General features: G+C 64.5%; 15 protein-coding genes and 1 pseudogene. 5 read left to right on the top strand and 11 right to left on the bottom strand.

Going from position 1 to position 20,144, the window contains the following annotated elements; all coding sequences use genetic code 11:
- Positions 1-204: 204 nt before the first annotated feature.
- Positions 205-5,103 carry an alpha-2-macroglobulin gene (locus tag N436_RS19265; protein ID WP_110741746.1) on the top strand — a complete coding sequence of 1,633 codons (4,899 nt, stop codon included), beginning with the start codon at positions 205-207 and terminating at the stop codon, positions 5,101-5,103.
- A 46-nt stretch (positions 5,104-5,149) separates the two neighbouring features.
- Here N436_RS19265 and N436_RS19260 read toward each other — a convergent pair whose 3' ends face one another.
- Complete coding sequence (locus N436_RS19260; protein WP_016715405.1) at positions 5,150-5,443, bottom strand: hypothetical protein; 294 nt, start codon at positions 5,441-5,443, stop codon at positions 5,150-5,152.
- Positions 5,444-5,520: 77 nt separating this feature from the next.
- Between N436_RS19260 and pbpC the strand changes: the two genes are divergently transcribed.
- Both pbpC and N436_RS19250 read left to right on the top strand, forming a co-directional pair.
- A complete protein-coding gene (gene pbpC, locus N436_RS19255) occupies positions 5,521-7,875 on the top strand; it encodes a peptidoglycan glycosyltransferase PbpC (RefSeq protein WP_110741745.1) in 2,355 nt (784 codons plus the stop codon).
- Positions 7,876-7,967: 92 nt separating this feature from the next.
- Entirely contained in the window at positions 7,968-9,623 is a 1,656-nt protein-coding gene (locus N436_RS19250; RefSeq protein ID WP_110741744.1) for a ShlB/FhaC/HecB family hemolysin secretion/activation protein, read from the top strand.
- Positions 9,624-9,661: 38 nt separating this feature from the next.
- Here N436_RS19250 and N436_RS19245 read toward each other — a convergent pair whose 3' ends face one another.
- From N436_RS19245 to N436_RS19205, 8 genes are all read right to left on the bottom strand, one after another.
- Positions 9,662-10,435: a response regulator transcription factor gene (locus tag N436_RS19245; RefSeq protein ID WP_110741743.1), complete on the bottom strand. Its 774-nt coding sequence runs from the start codon at positions 10,433-10,435 to the stop codon at positions 9,662-9,664.
- A gap of 119 nt (positions 10,436-10,554) precedes the next feature.
- Complete coding sequence (locus tag N436_RS19240; protein ID WP_110741742.1) at positions 10,555-11,025, bottom strand: prepilin peptidase; 471 nt, start codon at positions 11,023-11,025, stop codon at positions 10,555-10,557.
- 295 nt (positions 11,026-11,320) lie between these two features.
- Entirely contained in the window at positions 11,321-11,890 is a 570-nt protein-coding gene (locus N436_RS19230; protein WP_105948291.1) for a DUF4136 domain-containing protein, read from the bottom strand.
- Between the two features lie 19 nt (positions 11,891-11,909).
- Entirely contained in the window at positions 11,910-12,545 is a 636-nt protein-coding gene (locus N436_RS19225; RefSeq protein WP_110741741.1) for a DUF4136 domain-containing protein, read from the bottom strand.
- A gap of 21 nt (positions 12,546-12,566) precedes the next feature.
- Positions 12,567-13,316 carry a methyltransferase domain-containing protein gene (locus N436_RS19220; RefSeq protein ID WP_105948293.1) on the bottom strand — a complete coding sequence of 250 codons (750 nt, stop codon included), beginning with the start codon at positions 13,314-13,316 and terminating at the stop codon, positions 12,567-12,569.
- Entirely contained in the window at positions 13,313-13,618 is a 306-nt protein-coding gene (locus tag N436_RS19215; protein ID WP_009685784.1) for a MazG-like family protein, read from the bottom strand. Before N436_RS19215 ends, N436_RS19220 begins: the two co-directional genes overlap by 4 nt.
- Before the next feature lie 55 nt (positions 13,619-13,673).
- Entirely contained in the window at positions 13,674-14,525 is an 852-nt protein-coding gene (locus N436_RS19210; RefSeq protein WP_110741740.1) for a MaoC/PaaZ C-terminal domain-containing protein, read from the bottom strand.
- Between the two features lie 2 nt (positions 14,526-14,527).
- On the bottom strand, positions 14,528-15,880 hold the full coding sequence (locus N436_RS19205) for a 3-oxoacyl-ACP reductase (protein WP_110741739.1): 1,353 nt from the start codon (positions 15,878-15,880) through the stop codon (positions 14,528-14,530).
- Between the two features lie 118 nt (positions 15,881-15,998).
- On the opposite strand from N436_RS19205, the gene N436_RS19200 reads away from it, so the two are divergent.
- Positions 15,999-17,279, top strand: coding sequence for an acetyl-CoA C-acetyltransferase (locus tag N436_RS19200; protein WP_110741738.1), 1,281 nt, complete (start codon positions 15,999-16,001; stop codon positions 17,277-17,279).
- Between the two features lie 54 nt (positions 17,280-17,333).
- Entirely contained in the window at positions 17,334-18,113 is a 780-nt protein-coding gene (locus N436_RS19195) for a helix-turn-helix transcriptional regulator (protein ID WP_019099766.1), read from the top strand.
- A gap of 123 nt (positions 18,114-18,236) precedes the next feature.
- On the opposite strand, the gene N436_RS29015 is transcribed toward N436_RS19195, so the two are convergent.
- Both N436_RS29015 and N436_RS29010 read right to left on the bottom strand, forming a co-directional pair.
- Positions 18,237-18,965, bottom strand: a complete 729-nt coding sequence (locus N436_RS29015) for a methyl-accepting chemotaxis protein (protein ID WP_371920921.1) — start codon at positions 18,963-18,965, stop codon at positions 18,237-18,239.
- Between the two features lie 129 nt (positions 18,966-19,094).
- Positions 19,095-19,982, bottom strand: a pseudogene (locus N436_RS29010) (sensor histidine kinase); the annotation flags it as partial.
- Between the last annotated feature and the right edge of the window lie 162 nt (positions 19,983-20,144).

Here is a 20,144-nt window from a genome sequence, read left to right as displayed (position 1 = left end):
TGAGGCCTGTGCAATACCTGTGGGAGCTGGCTTGCCGGCGATGGGGCGCGAAGCGGCCCCGCTTCAACGAATGCGCTAGTGTAACGACCAGGCAACCATTTAGCGCGACCATGGTCTCAGCTTGCGCGCAGCGCCGGGTGTTGCACCCGACCTTGCGCTATAGTTGCTGCCCTCACGTACACGCTGCCAAAGAGTTCCTACTCCATGTTCAACAAAGGATTGTTGCTGGCCTGCGCGCTGGCCTTGCTCAGTGCCTGTGACTCTTCCACGCCAGACAAACCTGCGCCGGCGCAGAAGCCTGTCGCTACAGCGCCCGCCGAAGCCGCTGCCCCCAAACGCGAAGACCCCGCCGTGCTCGCCAAGCGCTACGAGGGCCGCGAACTCACGGTGCTGGACGTATCCGAAGTGCAGCTCGATGGCGCGGCCACGCTGTCGATCAGCTTCTCCGCACCGCTGGATGCCAAACAGGATTTCGCCACCAAGGTGCACCTGGTCGACACCGTCAAAGGCAAACTCGACGGCGCCTGGGAACTCTCCGACAACCAGATGGAACTGCGCCTGCGCCACCTGGAACCACAGCGCAAGCTGGTGCTGACCGTGGACAAGGGCCTGCTCGCGGTCAACGGCAAGCAACTGGACAGCGAGTCGGTCACCCAGCTGGAAACCCGCGACATGCAGCCGACCATCGGCTTTGCCAGTCGTGGTTCGCTGCTGCCCACGCGCCTGGCCGAAGGGCTGCCGGTGATTGCCCTCAACGTCGACAAGGTCGATGTCGAGTTCTTCCGGGTGAAGCCGGAAATGCTCTCGGCCTTCCTGGCCAACTGGGGGCGCAACAGCAGCCTGTACTACTACCAGTCCAAGGAAACCCTGGACATGGCCGAGCTGGTCTACAGCGGCCGCTTCGACCTCAACCCCGCCCGTAACACCCGCGAAACCGTGCTACTGCCCATCGCCGGCATCAAGCCACTGCAGGATCCGGGCGTGTACCTGGCAGTGATGCGCGCCTCGGGCACCTATGACTACTCGCAGCCGGCGACCCTGTTCACCCTCAGTGACATCGGCGTGTCGGCACACCGTTACCGCGACCGCCTGGACGTGTTCGCGCAGGCGCTGGAAGGCGGCAAGGCGTTGAGCGGCGTCAATCTCGAAATCCATGACGAGAAGGGCAAGTTGCTGGCCCAGGCCAGCACCGATGGCAAAGGCCACGCCCAACTGCCGATCACCCCCAAGGCCGATACCCTGATCGCCACCCAAGGTGTGCACACCACCCTGCTGCGCCTGAACACCGCCGCGCTGGACCTGGCCGAATTCGACATCACCGGCCCCCAGGCCAACCCGCTGCAGTTTTTCATCTTCGGCCCGCGTGACCTGTATCGCCCAGGCGAAACCGTGCTGCTCAACGGCCTGCTGCGCGACCAGGACGGCAAACCCGTCAAAGCCCAACCCGTCAGCGTTGAAGTGCGCCGCCCGGATGAGCAGGTCAGCCGCAAGTTCGTCTGGGAAGCCGACAGCAATGGCTTGTACCAATACCAGCTGCAACTGGCCACCGAAGCCCCGACCGGGCGCTGGCAGTTGCTGCTCGACCTGGGCGGCGGGCGCAAGCAGGTGTATGAGTTCCTCGTCGAAGACTTCCTGCCTGAGCGCCTGGCCCTGGAGCTGAAGGGCAGCAGCACGCCACTGTCGCCGGATGAGGATGCGCGCATCCAGGTCAATGGCCGTTACCTCTATGGCGCCCCGGCTGCCGGTAATCGCCTGAGTGGCCAGGCCTATGTTCGCCCGCTGCGCGAGGCGGTGCCCGCTCTGCCGGGCTACCAGTTCGGTTCGGTCACCGAAACCGAACTGAACCAGGATCTGGAATTGGACGAAGTCACCCTCGACCAGGCGGGCAAGGCGGTGGTCGATATCGAAAGCCGCTGGGCCGAAGCCCGCTCGCCGCTGCAACTGACCGTGCAAGCCAGCTTGCAGGAGTCGGGTGGCCGTCCGATCACCCGGCGCCTGGAGCAGCCGATCTGGCCAGCCGAGCGCTTGCCGGGCCTGCGTGGCCTGTTCGATGGCGAGGAAACCGACAGTGACGGGCCGGTGGAATTCGAGGTCCTGGTGGCCGACCGCGATGGCAACAAGCTGGCGGCCGATGACCTCAAGGTGCGGTTGGTTCGTGAACGCCGCGACTACTACTGGAACTACTCGCAGAGCGACGGCTGGAGCTACGCCTACAACGAAAAATTTCTTACCCAGAGCGAAGAGACGGTCAGCGTCAAGGCCGGCTCCACTGCCAAGCTGAGCTTCCAGGTTGAATGGGGCCCTTACCGCGTCGAGGTGGAAGACCCGCAAACTGGCTTGGTTTCCAGCGAACGCTTCTGGGCCGGCTACCGCGCCCAGGACAACGCTGAAGGCGGTGCCGTACGCCCCGACCAGGTCAAGCTGGCGCTGGACAAACCGTCCTACGCCGACGGTGCCACGGCCAAGGTCACCGTCACCCCGCCTGCCGCAGGTAGCGGCTACCTGATGATCGAGTCCAGTGATGGCCCGCTGTGGTGGCAGGAAATCGACGTGCCCGCCGAGGGCAAGACCTTCGATGTGCAGCTGGACAAAGCCTGGGCCCGCCACGACCTGTACATCAGCGCGCTGGTGATCCGCCCGGGAGAGCGCAAGGCCAACGCCACGCCCAAGCGTTCGGTGGGTGTGCTGCACCTGCCGCTGGACCGCGCCGAGCGCAAGTTGGCGGTGAGCCTGCAGGCACCGGAGAAAATGCGCCCGAAACAGCCGCTGACCGTGAAGGTGAAGGCAGCCAATGCGGATGGCAGCGTGCCCAAGCAGGTGCATGTGCTGTTGTCGGCGGTGGACGTGGGCATCCTCAACATTACCGACTTCAAAACCCCCGACCCGTTCGCCAGCCTGTTCGGTCGCAAGGCCTACGGTGCCGACCAACTGGACATCTACGGCCAGCTGATCGAAGCCGGGCAGGGCCGCCTGGCCAGCCTGGCGTTTGGTGGTGACGCGGCCATGGCCAAAGGGGGCAAGCGCCCTAATACCACGGTGACCATCGTCGCCCGGCAGAGCCTGCCGGTGACTCTGGACGACAAGGGCGAGGGCGAGGCCACGGTCGATATCCCCGACTTCAACGGCGAGCTGCGGCTGATGGCCCAGGCCTGGACCGAAGAACACTTCGGCATGGCCGAAGGCAAGACCGTGGTTGCCGCACCGCTGATTGCCGAACTCTCGGCGCCGCGCTTCCTGGCCGGAGGCGACCGCACCAGTCTGGCGCTGGATTTGGCCAACCTGTCGGGCCGCGCTCAGCAGCTGAATGTTGAAATCACCACCGAGGGGCAGCTTGGCCTCGTGGCCAGTGCCGTGCAGAACGTAGCCCTGACTGAAGGCCAGCGTTCGACACTGATGATCCCGGTGCAGGCCCAGGGCGGCCTGGGGCAAGGCAAGGTGCATGTGCGGGTCACAGGTCTGCAACTGCCAAACGAGCCGACCACCGCGTTCGAACGGGAGTGGACGTTGGGCGTGCGCCCGGCCTACCCGGCGATGCTCAAACACTACCGCGTGGCCTTGAAAGACCAGCCCTGGACCTTGCCTGAAGCAGACCTGGCGGCCTTCGAGCCTGGCCTGGAAGCCAGCCTGGCCTTGTCGAGCCGGCCACCGCTGAACCTGGCGGAGCAGATTCGCGCCCTGGAAGCCTACCCCTACGGTTGCCTTGAGCAGACCACCAGTGGCCTTTACCCGTCGTTGTACGCCGATGCCGAGAGCCTCAAGCGCCTGGGCATCAAGGGCGAGCCGGCAGACGTGCGCAAGCGCAAGATCGAGATGGGCATCGAGCACCTGTTGGGCATGCAGCGCTACAACGGCAGCTTTGGCCTGTGGAGTTCGGACAGCGAAGAAGAGTACTGGCTGACTGCCTATGTCACCGACTTCCTGCTGCGTGCCCGTGACCAGGGTTACGGCGTGCCGGCCGAGGCGCTGAAGAAGGCCAGCGAGCGCCTGCTGCGCTACCTGCAAGAGCGCAACCTGATCGAAGTGGACTACAGCGAAAACGCCGACCACACCCGCTTCGCCGTGCAGGCCTATGCAGCGCTGGTGCTGTCACGCAGCCAGCAGGCGCCGTTGGGTGCCTTGCGTGGCCTGTTCGAGCGCCGTGCCGATGCGCGTTCCGGCTTGCCGCTGGTACAACTGGCAGTGGCACTGGACAAGATGGGCGACAAGCCGCGAGCCGAGCAGGCTTTGCAGGCGGGCCTTGGCATCAGCCGTGGCAAAGGCTGGATGGCGGACTACGGCAGCGCACTGCGTGATCAGGCGTTGATCTTGGCCTTGTTGCAGGAGAGCAATCTGGCCAGCAGCCAGGTCGACCAGCGGCTGTTCGCCTTGTCGGACGAACTGGCGGCCAACCGCTGGTTGTCGACCCAGGAGCGCAATGCACTGTTCCTTGCCGGCCGTGGCCTGTTGGGCAAGCCGGAAGGCAAGTGGCAGGCCCGCCTGGACAGCGCTGGCGAGGTGCGCGAGTTCAACAATGCCGAAGCCGGCATGAAGCTGGAAGGCCCGTTGCTGGCTTCGCCGCTGAGCGTGCAGAACGAGGGCAGCGAGACGCTGTACCAGCAGCTGACCTTGTCCGGTTACCCCCGTCAGGCGCCTGCGGCCGGCGGCAATGGAATGCAGATTCGCCGTGAGTACCTGGGCATGAATGGCCAGCCATTGGACCTGCATAACCTGCGCAGCGGCGACCTGGTGCTGGTGCACCTGGCACTCAAGGCCGAAGACCGCGTGCCGGATGCCTTGGTGGTGGACTTGCTGCCTGCAGGCCTGGAGCTGGAAAACCAGAACCTGGCGCAGAGTGCCGCCAGCCTGGACAACGCCAGCACCGCGGTGAAGGAATGGCGCGAGTCGATGCAGAACGCCAGCGTGGTGCACCAGGAGTACCGTGATGACCGTTATGTTGCCGCGCTCAAGCTCGACGGCTACGGCACCACCCACCTGTTGTACCTGGCGCGGGCGGTGACCCCGGGCACCTACCGCGTGCCGCCGCCGCAGGTTGAGTCGATGTACCGGCCGAACCTGCAGGCTGTGGGGGATGGGCAAGGGGAGATGACCGTAAAAGCCCGGTAAGAATCTGCCCTGCGCATCCACAGGGTCGCGCAGGGCAGCTCTACCATCAGTGAATCACCCAGCTCATTACCCACAACCCCAGCACCAGCCAGATGATCCCGAGGATGATCGAGGCGCGCATGAACGCGCGGATGGCCGAGTACAGCAGCATCAGGCCGACGATCAGGGCCAGGATGCTGAGCAGCGAGGTGTCCATGCCCAGCGTGCGCGCCAGGCCGTCGATGAAATTGCCGCCAGCATTGGCCAGCAGGTTGAACAGCCCGCTCAATGCGTCGACGATGAAGCGGATCAACGACCCCAGTGCCTGGCCAAGCCACTCGAAAAAACCTTCTACATGCATAGTTGTTTCCTGATGAACGATTCGGCGAGGTTGCCGTTCCCAAGCCTTTGGCCATCACCTGGCCAGGTCGGTTCCCGATGCCAAGCTTAGCGCGGCCGTGCACCCGTGCGGGCAAGTGGTTGCGTGCCACGGTAATCGGCTTGCTGGTGCTGTGTGGCCTGGTGTGGCTGGCTGACCGCATCTGGCCGCTGCCCATGCCGGGCGACGACCTGGCCCGGGTGGTGGTGGCCGAAGACGGCACGCCGTTGTGGCGCTTTGCCGATGCCGAGGGTGTCTGGCGCTACCCGGTCAGCCCTGACGAAGTCTCGCCGTTGTACCTGCAGGCCTTGCTGACTTACGAGGACCGTTGGTTCTACCGCCATCCAGGGGTCAACCCGCTGGCCCTGGCCCGAGCCGCCTGGCTGAACCTGCGCGGCGGACGCGTGGTGTCGGGCGGCAGCACGCTGTCGATGCAGGTGGCACGGCTGCTCGACCCGCATGAACGTACCCTGACTGGCAAACTGCGCCAACTGTGGCGTACGGCGCAGCTGGAGTGGTATCTGTCCAAGCGCGAAATCCTGCAGATCTACCTTGACCGCGCACCCTTTGGCGGCACCTTGCAGGGCGTTGCCGCAGCCAGCTGGGCGTACCTGGGCAAATCACCCATGCACCTGACCCCGGCCGAAGCAGCGCTGCTGGCGGTACTGCCACAAGCGCCCAGCCGGCTACGGCCGGACCGCCATCCCGCGCGTGCCCAGCGTGCCCGCGACAAGGTGCTGCAGCGCCTGGCCGAATACCAGGTATGGCCTGCGCAGCAGATCCGCGAGGCAGCCGAAGAGCCGCTGGTGCTGGCACCACGCCAGGAGCCAGCCTTGGCGCCCTTGCTCGCCAGAAGGCTGAACAGTGCCGACAGCCCGCCGCTGATCCGCACCACCCTTGATGCGGCACTGCAGCGGCGCCTGGAAGACCTGCTGCTGGGTTGGCGTGCGCGCCTGCCGGAGCGTACCTCGGCAGCCATCCTGGTGGTCGAGGCGCAGACCATGGCGGTGCGTGCCTACCTGGGCTCGATCGACCTGGCCGATGAGCGTCGCTTCGGGCATGTCGACATGGTGCGTTCGCTACGTTCACCCGGCTCTACGCTCAAGCCGTTCCTGTACGGCATGGCGTTGGATGATGGCCTGATCCATTCCGAATCGCTGCTGCAGGACGTGCCACGCCGCTATGGCGACTACCGGCCCGGTAACTTCTCCATGGGCTTCAGTGGGCCGGTGTCGGCCAGTTCGGCGCTGGCCTTGTCACTCAACTTGCCGGCAGTGCAATTGCTGGAGGCCTACGGCCCGAAACGCTTTGCCGCGCAACTGCGAATGGCGGGTATGCCGCTGATACTACCGCCGCTGGCCGAGCCCAACCTGTCGTTGATCCTCGGTGGCGCCGGTAGCCGTCTGGAAGACTTGGTGGGTGGTTATGCAGCCTTCGCGCGCGGAGGCAACAGCGCGAGGGTGCGCTTGCAACCGCAGGATCCGCTGATTGAACGGCGCCTGCTATCGCCTGGCGCGGCGTGGATCATCCGGCGCATTCTCAGTGGCCAGGCACGCCCCGACCGCGACCCGCATGCCGAACTGGTTCAGCGCCCGCAACTGGCCTGGAAAACAGGCACCAGCTATGGCTTTCGCGACGCCTGGTCGATTGGCGTGGGCCCGCGCTACCTGATCGGCGTGTGGATCGGCCGCCCCGATGGCACGCCGGTACCCGGCCAGTTTGGCCTGGCCTCCGCGGCGCCACTGATGCTGCAGGTGCATGACCTGCTGAGCAACCGCGACAGCCAGCGCGGCATCAGCGTGCCGGTGGAGCGAGTACCGGCGAATATCGGGGTGGCGGCGATCTGTTGGCCGCTGGGCCAGCCGATGAGCAAGCAGGACCCCAACTGCCGACGTCAGCGTTTTGCCTGGACCCTGGATGGCACCACGCCGCCAACCCTGCAAGCTGCCGATCAGCCGCTGGGCCTGGGCCTGCGTGAGCGCGTGTGGGTCAACGAGCAGGGACTGCGCGTGGATGGTAGCTGCCCAAGCGCCAAGGCCCGTGACATCGCGTTGTGGCCGGCCCCGCTGGAGCCCTGGCTACCCCGTGTCGAGCGGCGCGCGGCGCGCCTGCCGACCATCGACCCGGCCTGCCCGCCGCAGGTGCCGGCCAGCGCACCGCCGCTGTCGATCGTCGGCGTGCGCCCCGGCGACAACCTGCGCCGCCCGGCCACCAGCAGCGAGCCGTTGCAACTCTATGTATCGGCCTTGGGCGGCGGAGGGCGGCGCTGGTGGTTCCTCAATGGCCAGCCCTTGGGCGAAACCCAGGGGCAGGACAGCCTGCTGGTCCGCTTGCCGCAGGCCGGACAGGCCGAGCTCAGCGCGCTGGATGAAAGCGGCGAGACGGCGCGGGTGGCGTTCCAGGTCAGCGAGTAGGCGTTCGACGGCATTCGGGCCAGCACCTACGCTTGCAGATAGCGGGTGTGACCGGCTGGCGCCCCGCAAACCAAGGGAACATGGAGCGCCCTATGCGTCCTCTGGCCGTGCCCCTGCTGTTGTTGCCTTGGGCGCTTGCTGCCCACGCAGAGCCGTTGCCGGGTTTTCTCGACAGCCATGAATACGAACGGCGCCTGCCTGCTGCCAACCTGCCGATAGAGGCCTACCGCCTCATCAGCCCCAACCTGAGGCTGGCCGGGCCGGTTGGCGAAAGACTTGACTGGGCGCCTGCGGACACACCCGTCGTTGTGCATAAAGTGCGTTTCGAGGGGGGCACGGTGTTCCCCCTGAGTGATCTGCGCGAGCACTACCAGCCGCTGGTCGGGCGGCAGACCACGTTGGGCGAGTTGCAGCAGTACACCCAGCAGCTAACCCAGCGCTATCGGCAGGAGGGTTACCTGCTTTCCTATGCCTACCTGCCACCGCAGGATGTGGCCGAGGGCCGGGTAAATGTGGTGCTGGTCGAGGGTTACATCCGTGATTACCACGTCGACGGTGATATCGGCCCGGCCAGCGACTATCTCCGGCAGCTATTGGCACGCCTTGAGGCTGAGCGCCCGCTGACCCGCGAAACGCTAGAGCGCTACCTGGGGCTGGCAGAGCGCCTGCCCGGCGTATCGATAGAGGCTGAACTGGCAATGGCACGAACCGGTGACGGTGCGGCCCTTTTGACCGTGCATGCGCGGCACAAGCCGTTCAGCGCCGCGGTTACTTTGGCAGACTCCAGTCGCGATGATGTACAGGCGCTGCTGACGGCCACCAGCAATGCCCAGACCCGCTTTGCCGAACAGTTCCAGGCCAGCCTGCTACTGCCCCCGGGCGATGACCAGGTGCATTACCAACGGCTGGATTACAGCCAGCACCTGGACGAGGCCGGCAGCCAACTGTTGGTGTCGGCTTCGCGCTACCGCAGTGAGCCGGGCACGCGAACCCGCCTGGACGATGGCCGCGACATCACCCGTGAGCGTGACAGCCAACGCTATGCGATAGGCCTGCGCCAACCCGTGATTGTCAGGCCGAATGAATGGCTGGCCGTGCAGGGGCACTTGTATGCGGTCAGCGAACATGTCGAAGAGCGGCAGTCTTCGTCACGGGACTACGACACTACTGTGCGCGCGCTGTCATTCGAGGGCGACTGGCGCAAAGTGGAAGGTAGTCGCCTGCGCATTGTCAGTGCCGGGGTCTACCAAGGCCTCGATTACCTGGGCGCCCGCAGCGATGCCGACTACGACATGGACTTTTTGCGGTTCAGGTTGTCGGGGCTGCAAAGTAACCCGCTGTCAGCGAGTTGGCAGGGTGTAGTGTCTGGCGCGTTGTACTGGAGTGATGACCGGCTGCCCGATAGCGAACGGGTGGGGTTTGGTGGGCAGAGCTTCGGCCGTGGCTATCCCCGTGATCAGGCCGACGGAGACAAGGGTTGGGGTGTGGCTTACGAGGTGAGCTACAGCATGCGGGGTAGCAGGTTGGCGCTGGTACAGCCGTATTTGGCAGTGGATGCGGCGCAGGCCTGGCATAACCGGGGATCGGTGGAGGATGCCCACCTGGCTTCGGTGGCACTTGGTGTACGGTTGGGAGATGGGCGGCTTTTCAATGTTGCGTTGGAGGTGGCAAAACCGCTGGCGGATGTGGCCTTGGACAGTCTGGACCGTTCCCCCCGCTTGACCTTGAGTGTTGGCCTTCAACTGTAGGGGCTGCAGAGCAGCCCCGGTGATGCGGAGTCAATCACTCAATGGGTAGTAAAGCGCTGGTGAACCGGTGACGAACTGGGCGTCAGCGCCAGTGCCAACTGGGTGCGGTTGTGCATGTGGGTCAGGCGCAGTACCTGCGACACATACAGTTTCACGGTGTTTTCGGTAATGCCCAGCTCACAGGCAATCTGGTAGTTGGTCTTGCCCTTGCTCACCAGCCGCGCCACTTCAAGTTGGCGCGGCGACAGCTTCTCGAACGCCGCCGGCAGCTCGTTCTCACTGTCCTCCGCATCGCTGGCGCGTCGGTGGGTGCCTTGGCCGCGGGCCTTTTCCAGGTCCTGATACAGCTCGTCCACCGAGTCGGCCAGATCCTGCAATCGCTGGTTCAACCCGCCCAAGGCGCGGACGTTGCGCTGGCGCTCTTGCAGGGCCTCTTCCTGGCGGCGCACGCCTTCGAGCAGTTCCTCAAGGTCCATGGGCTTCTGGTAGTAATCGGCAAAGCCTTCACGCAGGGCACGGATCACATCCTGTTTTTCCGCACGCCCCGTCAGCATGATGGCTTCGAACATGCGCTGCCCGGTGATTTCCTTGAGCGCGCGAACCAGTTCGATACCATCGCGCTCGGGCATGTGCAGGTCGCAGATGATCAGGCCAATGGCCTCGTCGGCCAGGTAGCGCTCAAGGGCTTCGTCGGTGGAATGGGCCGGCAGGCAGTGGTAACCCTGGGTTTCAAGAAACTCACACAGCTGTTCAACGATGACTGGCTGGTCATCGACCACTAGAATCTTCACATCACTGAAAGGTCTGGACACGATCAACTCCCTGTTCGTATGCGGCCCTGCTCCCGGGCCAGACGCTCTGGCAGCTTAAAAATAGCCCTACGTTGCGATTTTGTACAAGGCATGTACAAGGTATCGGACCATAGGTTGGCTTATTGGATCCATACCGCCGTTAGAAGAAAACCTGCTAGCACATAGGGTACGAAGGCCTGTTTGTCGCCCATTTCTTCAGTCAGGGTTTGTAACCGCTTCTTCACTTTGGGGTTGAGCAGGGTCCACAGGCGTCGGCGGGTGAGCAGCCACACCAGCACACTGACGCCGGCGCCGATGAAGGTGCCGAGCACGTATTGCGGGCTGGTGGCGAGGGCCAGCGCGCCCATCAACTTGACGTCGTCGGCACCGAAGCGGCCGAGCATGTAGCCAGGCAAGGTCAGCAGCATGACGATGGCCAGCGCCCAGCCGGCATCGGTGGCGTCGGCGCCGATCCAGCTGCGACCGGTGGCGAACAGCCAGACCAGAGCGCCCGTTGCCACGCCCAGGGTCAGCAGGTTGGAGATCTGGCGTTGACGCACATCCTGTTCGGAGCACAAGGCAAGCCACAGCAGGAGAACAATGCTTTGCATTGGCAGGTCGCCTTTCCCAAAAGTTGAACACTTCTACCCGGTCAGTCAGGTTTCCTTAAGTGAAGATAGACGGGAACCTGCGGACAAGTGGTCGGGAAGGGGAAAAAGGCGTGGCTGGAATGGATTTTGTCGTAGCTGGCACAGGTACTAACGGTTGTCGCTCTGGCGCGATCATTGTGGGAGCGGGCGTGCCCGCGAACACGGGCGAAGCCCGTGCCATATACCGCGGCGCCTGCTTCGCGGGCACGCCCGCTCCCACAGGGTCCGCGGCACTTATGGAAACTGCGTTTGAATTTTACTTCTTGCTGCCCGGCGGGTAGTTACCCAGTACCTTGGCCACGGTGTTGTGGATGGCGCTGTTGCGTTCTTCCGGGCTTGGCGGGTAGTTGTTCATGATTTGTTCGGCACTGCCGCGCCACACCAGCTTGCCGTCACGCCCGTCGAACATGTCCACCTGAATGGTCGCGACCTTGTAGTCGACACTGCGGGTTTCGTTGTACATCGGGCCACCCCAGTAACCGCCCCAATAGCCACCCCAGCCACCGCCGTAGTTGGTGGTGATCTGCTGCTGGCGCTGCTCGACGATCAGGTAGGTGCGGACCGTCAGGTCAGGCCGTGCTCCACCCTGGACGGGGCGCAGCCCACGCTGGTCGAGCTGGTCGGCCACCGCCTGGCGGATGCGTTGCTCGGTAAGGTCGCTCTTGATGCGGGGGTCGTCCGGGCGGTACTGCAGGCCCGGTTCCTGCCACGCCCAGCTGCGGTAAGCGGCAAAGTCACGGCTGGCATCGAAATCCTGCTGGACGTTGTTGCTGGAGCAGGCTGCAAGCAGTAACACGAATGACAGTAGAACGAGACGGCGCAACATGATGGTTCTCCGTTAGCGATTAACTGGGAGGATAGCCGCTGAGCGCCTTGTGCACAGAGTCGCGCAGGGCGCTTTCGCGTTCACGCGGCGAGTCCTTGTCGCTGCCGCTTTCGGCGCTGGCGCTCCATACCGGCTGACCGCTGCGGGCGTCGTACAGGTCGATGCGCACTACCGTCACCTCCACTTCGTAGGTGCGCACGATGGGCACGCTGGCATAACCCCCGTAGCCATGGCGATAGCCACCATAGCCCACGCCACCGTAGGGGTAGGGGCCGTAGTACGGGTCGTAGGTGTCGTAGTCACGCACCTGGCGCAAGCGTTTTTCCAGGCGCATGTCGGCGCTTACCAGCAGGTCGCCGGTGGCACCTCGGGCGGGGCGCAGGCCATGCTGGTCGAGTGCCCCACTGACAGCATCGGCCAGTTGCGCAGGGTCGGCATTGGCCGAGCCACTGGGCAACTGGCCGTTGCGCCAGCTCCAACTGCGGTAGTGCCCATAATCGCGAGCGGGTGCCGGATAGGCACTGGCGTCGAAGGTGGTGGCCGCCTGGGCGGGGGCCGGCGGCAGCGGGCGGCTGCTGGCCACATACGGGTTGCTGCCCTGGCAGCCAGCCAGGGCGAATGGCAGCAGGGCCAGGCACAACAGACGGTACGGCATGAATTCCTCCGGCAGGGTGGGTTAGCGGGGGCGGCACACCCAGTGCAGGTAGCGGCCAAGCCCGGCGAAGGCGGGGTGGCGGCGGTGGGCCAGTTCCATTTCCAGCAGGTCGAGCAGCTCGGCCTTGCCCTGGAACTCCTTGGGCATGTAGTCGTGGAACACCCGCACACCGCTTTCGCTTTCAACTTGCCACATAGGATCAAGTTGCGCCTTGAGCTCGCGTGGATCAAGCGGTTTCTGTGGGGTCAGGCTCTGCTTTTCACCTTCCAGCCGGTTGCTGCGCAACTTGCGGAAATGGCCCTTGAGCAGGTTGCGATAGACCAGGGCGTCGCGGTTGTAGAAGGCCAGTGACAGCCACCCGGAAGGCGCCGTGAGCTGGTGCAGCACGGGCAGGATGCTCTCGGGCTCTGCCAGCCATTCGAGTACGGCATGGCACAGCACCAGGTCGTAAGGTTCGGTGAGCTGGCCGAGCAGGTCTTGCCAGGGGGCCTGGATGAACGTGGCAGTCTGGCCTGCCTCGGCAAAGCGCGCGCGGGCGCCATCGAGCATGGGCGCGGCAGGCTCGGCCAAGGTCAGGTGATGACCACGCTGGGCCAGCCACAAGGCCATGTGGCCAAGCCCCGCACCGATGTCCAGAATGCGCAGCGGCCGATCGGGCAGTGCCTCGGCCAGGTCGGCTTGCAGCACGGCCAGGCGGATCGCACCCTTAGCACCGCCGTAGATCTTCTCGGCAAAGCGGGTGGCCAGTTCATCGAAGTGACGGTCGTTCATCGGGCGAAGCGCCTCTCGCTGTCGGCCAGCTTGGCCCGCACCACCTGGTCCATGTCCAGGCCCAGCTCGCTGCACAGCAGCAACAGATAGAGCACCACATCACCGACCTCCTGGCCGGCGTGGGCCAGCTTGTCGGCAGGCAGCTGACGCGATTCGTCTTCGCTCAGCCACTGGAAAATTTCTACCAGCTCGGCCATTTCGACGCTGGCGGCCATGGCCAGGTTCTTCGGGCTATGGAAGCCGCGCCAGTCGTTGTTGTCGCGGATCTGATGCAGGCGTTGGGTGAGTTCTTGCAGATTCATCGGGGTCTCCTAATGCTGCATAGCTTCTGCCCAGGCCCGATGCAAAGCAAGTGGCCTACACCCGATCCCACCGCCCGACCATATGCAATACCTCCCCATGCCCATCCAGCCGTAGCTGACCTGCAGGGCCCGCCGCACTGGCACTGAGCACCACCTCCGACGGCAACCGTACCGGTTTGCGGAAGTCCACTTCAAAGGCATATCCACTGTGCGGCAGGTGCCCACGCAATGCCGCCAGGGCCATGGCCTTGCTCCACATGCCATGGGCAATGGCTGTAGGAAAGCCGAACAACCGGGCACTGACAGCACTGAGGTGAATAGGGTTGTAGTCCCCGCAGACCTTGGCGTACCGCCGGCCGATGTCACCGTCGGCGTACCAGCGGGAGGCCTCGGGCAATGCATCAGGCTCAATGTCGGCAAGCGCGCTTGCCTCGCCTTCCAGCTTCAACCCACGTACCAGCATGCGGCTGGTCTCGCGCCAGAGCAGGCCAATGCCGTCTTCGGCCTCGGTGATCAGGTCGAAGGTGCCGCCCTTTGCATGCGGTTGCAGGTTGTGCGCATACACCGCAACGCGCAGCCCTTCGATACCGCCAAGCGGGCGCAGCACTTCGATGCGGTTGTACAGATGCACCAGGCCGAGCAGTGGGAAGGGGAAGTCTGGAGCGGTCATCAACTGCAACTGCAGGCTGAACGCCATGACATGTGGATAGGTCGCCGGCAGGCGGCCATCGTCGGGAAAGTGGCAGAGCTTGTGGTAGGCGCTCAGGTTGCCCGGCTGAACCCGGATGAAACAGCGTAGGCCATCGTCCGGCAGGTGGTCACCGCTGATGGTGCGCTTGCTGGCAGCGCGCAGGTACAGGCTGGCGCGCGAAGCCGGGCTGTGCAGGTCATGCCAGTGTCGGCTCATGCTCAGGCCCCCATCAATGCCTGGCCGCACACCCGCAGCACCTGGCCGTTGACTGCCCCGGAGCCCGGTTGGCTGAGCCAGGCAATGGCTTCGGCGACGTCCTGCGGGCGCCCGCCCTGGCCCAACGAGCTCAGGCGCCGGCCGGCCTCGCGCAGGCCCATGGGCATGGCTGCGGTCATGTGGGTTTCGATAAAACCGGGCGCCACGGCATTGATGCTGCCGCCACGTTCGGCGAGCCGGGGCGCCCAGGCCTGGGCCAGGCCGATCAGCCCGGCCTTGCTGGCAGCGTAGTTGGCCTGCCCACGGTTGCCGGCAATGCCGCTGACCGAGGCCAGCAGGGTGATACGTGCGTTTTCCCCCAGCGCGCCACTGTCATACAGCGCCTGGGTCAGCACCTGTGGGGCCTTGAGGTTGACGGCCAGCACCGCGTCCCAGTAGTCCGGGGTCATGTTGGCCAGGGTCTTGTCACGCGTGATGCCGGCGTTGTGCACCACGATGTCGATGCCGTCGGGCAAGGCTGCCAGCAGTTGCGTTGCCGCGTCGCTGGCGCAGATGTCCAGCGCCAGTGCCTTGCCACCCAGGCGTGCAGCGAGAGCGTCGAGGTCCTGGCTGGCCTGTGGTACATCCAGCAGCAGCACATCAGCGCCATCCCGTGCCAGGGTTTCGGCGATAGCGGCGCCGATACCGCGTGCTGCTCCGGTGACCAATGCGCGGCGGCCACCCAGCGGTCGGGTCCAGTCTTCCACCTGGCGGGTGCAGGCTTCCAGCCGCAGTACCTGGCCAGAGATGAAGGCACTCTTGGGCGAGAGGAAAAAGCGCAGGGCGCCTTCCAGCTGGTCATCGGCTCCGGGGGCAACATACAGCAACTGGGCAGTCGCGCCGTTGCGCAGCTCCTTGGCCAGCGACCGGCTGAAGCCTTCAAGTGCCCGTTGGGCAACGCTGGCCAACAGGTTGTCGAGGCTTTCCGGTGCACGCCCCAGCACCACGATATGCGCGCAAGGCGCCAGGCTACGCAGCAGGGGCTGGAAAAATTCGCGCAACTGCTTCAAGGCATCGCTGTCGGACAGATGACGGGCATCGAATACCACGGCCTTGATTTTCGGCCCCAGGCCGGCCACCCAGGCTTCAGCCTGCAAATCGTCGGCATTGAAGCTGTAAACCTCATCAGTCAGGCGTGGGGCGATGGCTTCGACCTGTTTCGCCATTGGCCCGCCGCCCAGCACCAGCGCCCCTTCCACCGGGCGTAGGCGGCCGGCCTGCCAGCGCTCCAGCGGGGCCGGACGTGGCAGGCCAAGGGCATCCACGAGGCGGCGGCCGAGGTTGGAGTTGGCAAAACCGAGGTAGCGATCGCTCATGAGTGGGTCTCCGCAAAGGCAAGCTTGAAAGTGTGGACCAACTTTGTGGCAAGGTCGTTCGCCCACGGTAAAAACACCTAGGCTGTACGGATCAAATTGTTTCAGGAGGAAAAAGCGCATGCGTTCACTTCGCCGGGTCGCGATCCTGGGCGGCAACCGAATTCCCTTCGCCCGCTCCAACGGCGCTTACGCCACGGCCAGCAACCAGGCGATGCTCACTGTTGCCCTTGAAGGATTGATCGAACGCTATCGCCTGCATGGGCTGCGGCTGGGGGAGGTAGTGGCTGGCGCGGTGCTCAAGCACTCGCGCGACATGAACCTGACCCGCGAATGTGTGCTGGGTTCGCGCCTTTCACCGCAGACCCCGGCCTATGACCTCCAGCAAGCGTGCGGCACCGGGCTAGAAGCGGCGTTGCTGGTGGCCAACAAGATAGCCCTGGGGCAGATCGACAGTGGTATCGCCGGCGGCGTGGATACCACCTCCGACGCACCGATTGCCGTCAACGAAGGCCTGCGCCACATCCTCCTGCAAGCCAACCGTGGCAAAAGCCTGAGCGAGCGGCTCAAGCCCTTTCTCAAGCTAAGGCCTCACCACCTGAAACCCGAACTACCACGCAATGGCGAACCACGCACCGGGCTGTCGATGGGCGAGCATTGCGAGCGTATGGCCCAGGCCTGGCGCATTGGCCGCGCCGAACAGGACGCGTTGGCGCTGCTCAGCCACCAGAAGCTGGCTGCCGCGTATGCCGAGGGTTGGCAGGATGATTTGCTGACGCCGTTTCTTACGTTGACCCGCGACAATAACCTGCGCCCCGACCTGACCCTTGAGCAGTTGGCCAAGCTGCAACCCGCCTTTGACCGCAGCGGCCAGGGGACGCTGACAGCCGGTAACTCCACCCCACTGACTGATGGCGCCTCTATGGTGTTGCTGGGCAGCGAGGAATGGGCCGCGCAGCAGGGGCTGGAGGTGCTGGCTTATCTGGTGGATGGCGAAACCGCGGCGGTGGACTTTGTGACCGGTCGCGAAGGGCTCTTGATGGCGCCGGTGTATGCCGTGCCACGCTTGCTGGCGCGCAATGGCCTGACCTTGCAAGACTTTGACTACTACGAAATCCACGAAGCCTTCGCTGCCCAGGTGCTGTGTACGCTCAAGGCCTGGGAAGATGCCGACTATTGCCGTGAACGGTTGGGGCTGGAGGCGCCGCTTGGGGCGATTGACCGCAGCAAGCTCAATGTAAAAGGCAGTTCGCTGGCAGCGGGGCACCCGTTTGCGGCCACCGGAGGGCGCATATTGGCCAACCTGGCCAAGCTGTTGGCCACGGCAGGGAAGGGGCGGGGGTTGATATCGATTTGTGCGGCAGGTGGGCAGGGGGTGACGGTGATTGTCGAGCGCACCTGACGTGCTCTTGCCTCAGCTGTTAGGCTTGTCCCGCCAGAACTACAAGAAGCCGCCATGCCGATCATCGGACACCCCCGCGCCATCCCGGCGCTGGACCACCTGCCCAGGCCCCTCTATGCCCGTGCCGAAAGCCTCGGCGCCGGTTCCTGGACCACCCGCCACCAGCACGACTGGGTGCAGTTTTCCTACGCCATCAGCGGCGTACTTGGCGTGTACACCCGCGACGGCAGTTACTTCGCGCCACCCCAGTGGGGGGTGTGGATTCCTGCTGATGCCGAGCACGAAGTGGTGACCTCGATGCAGGCCGAAATGCGCAGCCTGTATGTACGGCGTGATGCCTGCCCGTGGGCGCCGGAGCAATGCCGGGTGCTGGAAGTAACCCCGCTGGCACGCGAGCTGATCAAACAGTTTTGCCTGTTCCCGGCGGACTACCCCGAAGATGACAGCGCCGAAGCACGCCTGGTGGCGGTGCTGCTCGACCAGTTGCGCACGTTGCCCGAGGTGGGGTTTTCGCTACCGTTGCCACGGCACCCAGGGTTGCTGGCGCTGTGCAACGGTTTGATTGCTGCACCGGACCAGCCGCAGACATTGCAGCAGTGGGCGCGCGAGCTGGGTTGTTCTGAGAAGACGCTGATGCGGCTGTTCCAGCGGGAGACCGGGTTGAGCTTTCGCAACTGGCGGCAGCGCATGCGGTTGTTGTCGTCGCTGGCGTTGCTGGAGGCGGGGGAGAATGTGACCGAGGCGGCGCTGGGGTGTGGGTATGACTCGACTTCGGCTTACATTGCGGCGTTCAAGCAGTTGTTCGGGGCTACCCCGGGGGAGTTGAAGCTTTAGTGTTTGGTTGCTTGTACCGGCCTCTTCGCGGGTAAACCCGCTCCTACACGTACCGCGCAAACCTTGATGGCTGCGCAATCCCTGTAGGAGCGGGTTTACCCGCAGGCCAGTACAGGCAGCACATCAGGTGCGGAACCTGCGCACCAGCGAATCCAGCTCATTGGACAACCCGGCCAGGCTCTCCGAGTCCACCCGCGCCGCCTGGGCCAGTTCGGCCACCAGCTGGGCATCACCGTGAATCTGGCTGATGTGCCGGTTGATGTCCTCGGCCACCTGGTGCTGTTCCTCGGCGGCGGTGGCGATCTGCGTGTTCATGTCGCGGATCACATCCACCGATTCCCGGATTTGCCCGAAGCTGTCGCGTGCCAGGCCAATGCGGCTCACCGATTGCTGCGATACCTCCAGGCTGGCATGCATCTGCGCGGCCACTTCGGCAGTGCGGTTGGCCAGGTTACCCAGCAGGCCATCGATTTCGGCAGTGGAGTCGGCAGTGCGTTTGGCCAGGGCCCGTACTTCATCGGCCACCACGGCAAAGCCACGGCCTTGCTCACCGGCGCGGGCGGCTTCGATGGCGGCGTTGAGGGCTAGCAGGTTGGTCTGCTCGGCAATCGAGCGGATGGTGCCGAGGATCGACTGGATAGCATTGCTGTCCCGCTCCAGCTGCTGGATCGACTGCGCCGACTGCTCGATTTCCTGGCTCAGGCGGTCAACGCTGTGTACCGCCGCATCGATCTGCTGCTGGCCTTCGCGGGCCTGCTGCTGACCGCTGTCGGCCGACTGCGCTGCCTGGCTGCAGGAGCGCGCCACTTCGTTGGCGGTGGCGACCATTTCGTGGAACGCGGTGGAAACCATGTCCACGGCTTCGCGCTGGCGGCCTGCGGCTTCGGCCATGTCGCTGGAGACACGGGTCGAGCTGCTGGAGGTGCTGAGGATTTTGCCGGCGGCAGCGCCAATGTGCTGGATCAGGCTGCGGATGGCACCCAGGAACTGGTTGAACCAGCTGGCCAGTTGCGCGGTTTCGTCGCGGCCGCGGATTTCCAGGTTACGGGTCAGGTCACCTTCACCCTGGGCAATGTCTTCCAGGCCGTTGGTAACGCTGTTGATCGGGCGCACGATCAGCTTGGCGAACGCCGCACCCACCACGGCGAACAACGCGGCCAGCACCACGGCGATGACACCGATCAGCCAGGTGAGCCGGGTGGTGGTCTGCATCACTTCGCTGTGTTCGATCAGGCCGATGAAGGTCCAGCCCAGTTGCTCGTCGGGGTAGACGTTGGCCATGTAGCGCACGCCATTGAGCTCGACTTCGACCAGGCCTTTGCCAGCCTTGGCCAACTCGGCATAACCACTTCCAAAGCTCGCCAGTTGCTTGAAGTTGTGCCCGGCGTCGCGTGGGTCGACCATCACGTTGCCGTTGCTTTCCACCAGCATCAGGTAACCGCTTTCGCCCAGTTTGATCTGCTTGACGATCTCGGTCAGGCCCTTGAGCGACACGTCGATGTTGACCACGCCACCGGGGTTGCCCAGCTGGTTGGCCACGGCGCGCACGGTGCTGACCAGTACCGCGTCGTCGGCGGCCCAGTAGTAGGCGCCGGTACGTACGGTCTTGCCCGGGTTGGCCATGGCCAGTTGGTACCAGGGGCGAGTGCGTGGGTCGTAGTTGACGAACTTCTGCCCTGCCGGCCAGCCTGTGTAGCCACCGTCGTTCACCCCGTAGGACAAGTAGGCATACGCAGGGTGTGAGTTGGCCAGTCGGGTCATGAAGTCAAGGAGCTTGCTGGCCTGCTCGCCCAGTTCGTAGGACGGGCTGGCGCTCATGTACTTGTTCAGCTCGCTGCCCGTGGCGGCGACCATTGGCTGCGAAGCCATGTACTCGACGTTCTGGTTGATGCCCTGGAAGAAGATGTTCATCGCGTTGCTGACCTGACGGATTTCCCGGCTGCTGCTGTCGAGGAATCCGTCGCGGGCTTCGCCACGCAGGTTGAGGACCACCAAGGTGGCCACGAGGACGATGGGCAAGCCGGCGATGAC

Source organism: Pseudomonas sp. RV120224-01b, assembly GCF_003208145.1.
GTDB classification, from domain to species: Bacteria; Pseudomonadota; Gammaproteobacteria; order Pseudomonadales; family Pseudomonadaceae; genus Aquipseudomonas; species Aquipseudomonas monteilii.
This window is presented reverse-complemented; position numbering and strand designations above follow the sequence as displayed.

Excerpts from the sequence above, each read along its gene's own strand:
- N436_RS19265 (WP_110741746.1), top strand. The coding sequence starts at position 205 with ATGTTCAACAAAGGATTGTTGCTGGCCTGCGCGCTGGCCTTGCTCAGT.
- N436_RS19260 (WP_016715405.1), bottom strand. The coding sequence starts at position 5,443 with ATGCATGTAGAAGGTTTTTTCGAGTGGCTTGGCCAGGCACTGGGGTCG.
- pbpC (WP_110741745.1), top strand. The coding sequence starts at position 5,521 with ATGCCAAGCTTAGCGCGGCCGTGCACCCGTGCGGGCAAGTGGTTGCGT.
- N436_RS19250 (WP_110741744.1), top strand. The coding sequence starts at position 7,968 with ATGCGTCCTCTGGCCGTGCCCCTGCTGTTGTTGCCTTGGGCGCTTGCT.
- N436_RS19240 (WP_110741742.1), bottom strand. The coding sequence starts at position 11,025 with ATGCAAAGCATTGTTCTCCTGCTGTGGCTTGCCTTGTGCTCCGAACAG.
- N436_RS19230 (WP_105948291.1), bottom strand. The coding sequence starts at position 11,890 with ATGTTGCGCCGTCTCGTTCTACTGTCATTCGTGTTACTGCTTGCAGCC.
- N436_RS19225 (WP_110741741.1), bottom strand. The coding sequence starts at position 12,545 with ATGCCGTACCGTCTGTTGTGCCTGGCCCTGCTGCCATTCGCCCTGGCT.
- N436_RS19220 (WP_105948293.1), bottom strand. The coding sequence starts at position 13,316 with ATGAACGACCGTCACTTCGATGAACTGGCCACCCGCTTTGCCGAGAAG.
- N436_RS19215 (WP_009685784.1), bottom strand. The coding sequence starts at position 13,618 with ATGAATCTGCAAGAACTCACCCAACGCCTGCATCAGATCCGCGACAAC.
- N436_RS19210 (WP_110741740.1), bottom strand. The coding sequence starts at position 14,525 with ATGAGCCGACACTGGCATGACCTGCACAGCCCGGCTTCGCGCGCCAGC.
- N436_RS19205 (WP_110741739.1), bottom strand. The coding sequence starts at position 15,880 with ATGAGCGATCGCTACCTCGGTTTTGCCAACTCCAACCTCGGCCGCCGC.
- N436_RS19200 (WP_110741738.1), top strand. The coding sequence starts at position 15,999 with ATGCGTTCACTTCGCCGGGTCGCGATCCTGGGCGGCAACCGAATTCCC.
- N436_RS19195 (WP_019099766.1), top strand. The coding sequence starts at position 17,334 with ATGCCGATCATCGGACACCCCCGCGCCATCCCGGCGCTGGACCACCTG.
- N436_RS29015 (WP_371920921.1), bottom strand. The coding sequence starts at position 18,965 with ATGGTTTCCACCGCGTTCCACGAAATGGTCGCCACCGCCAACGAAGTG.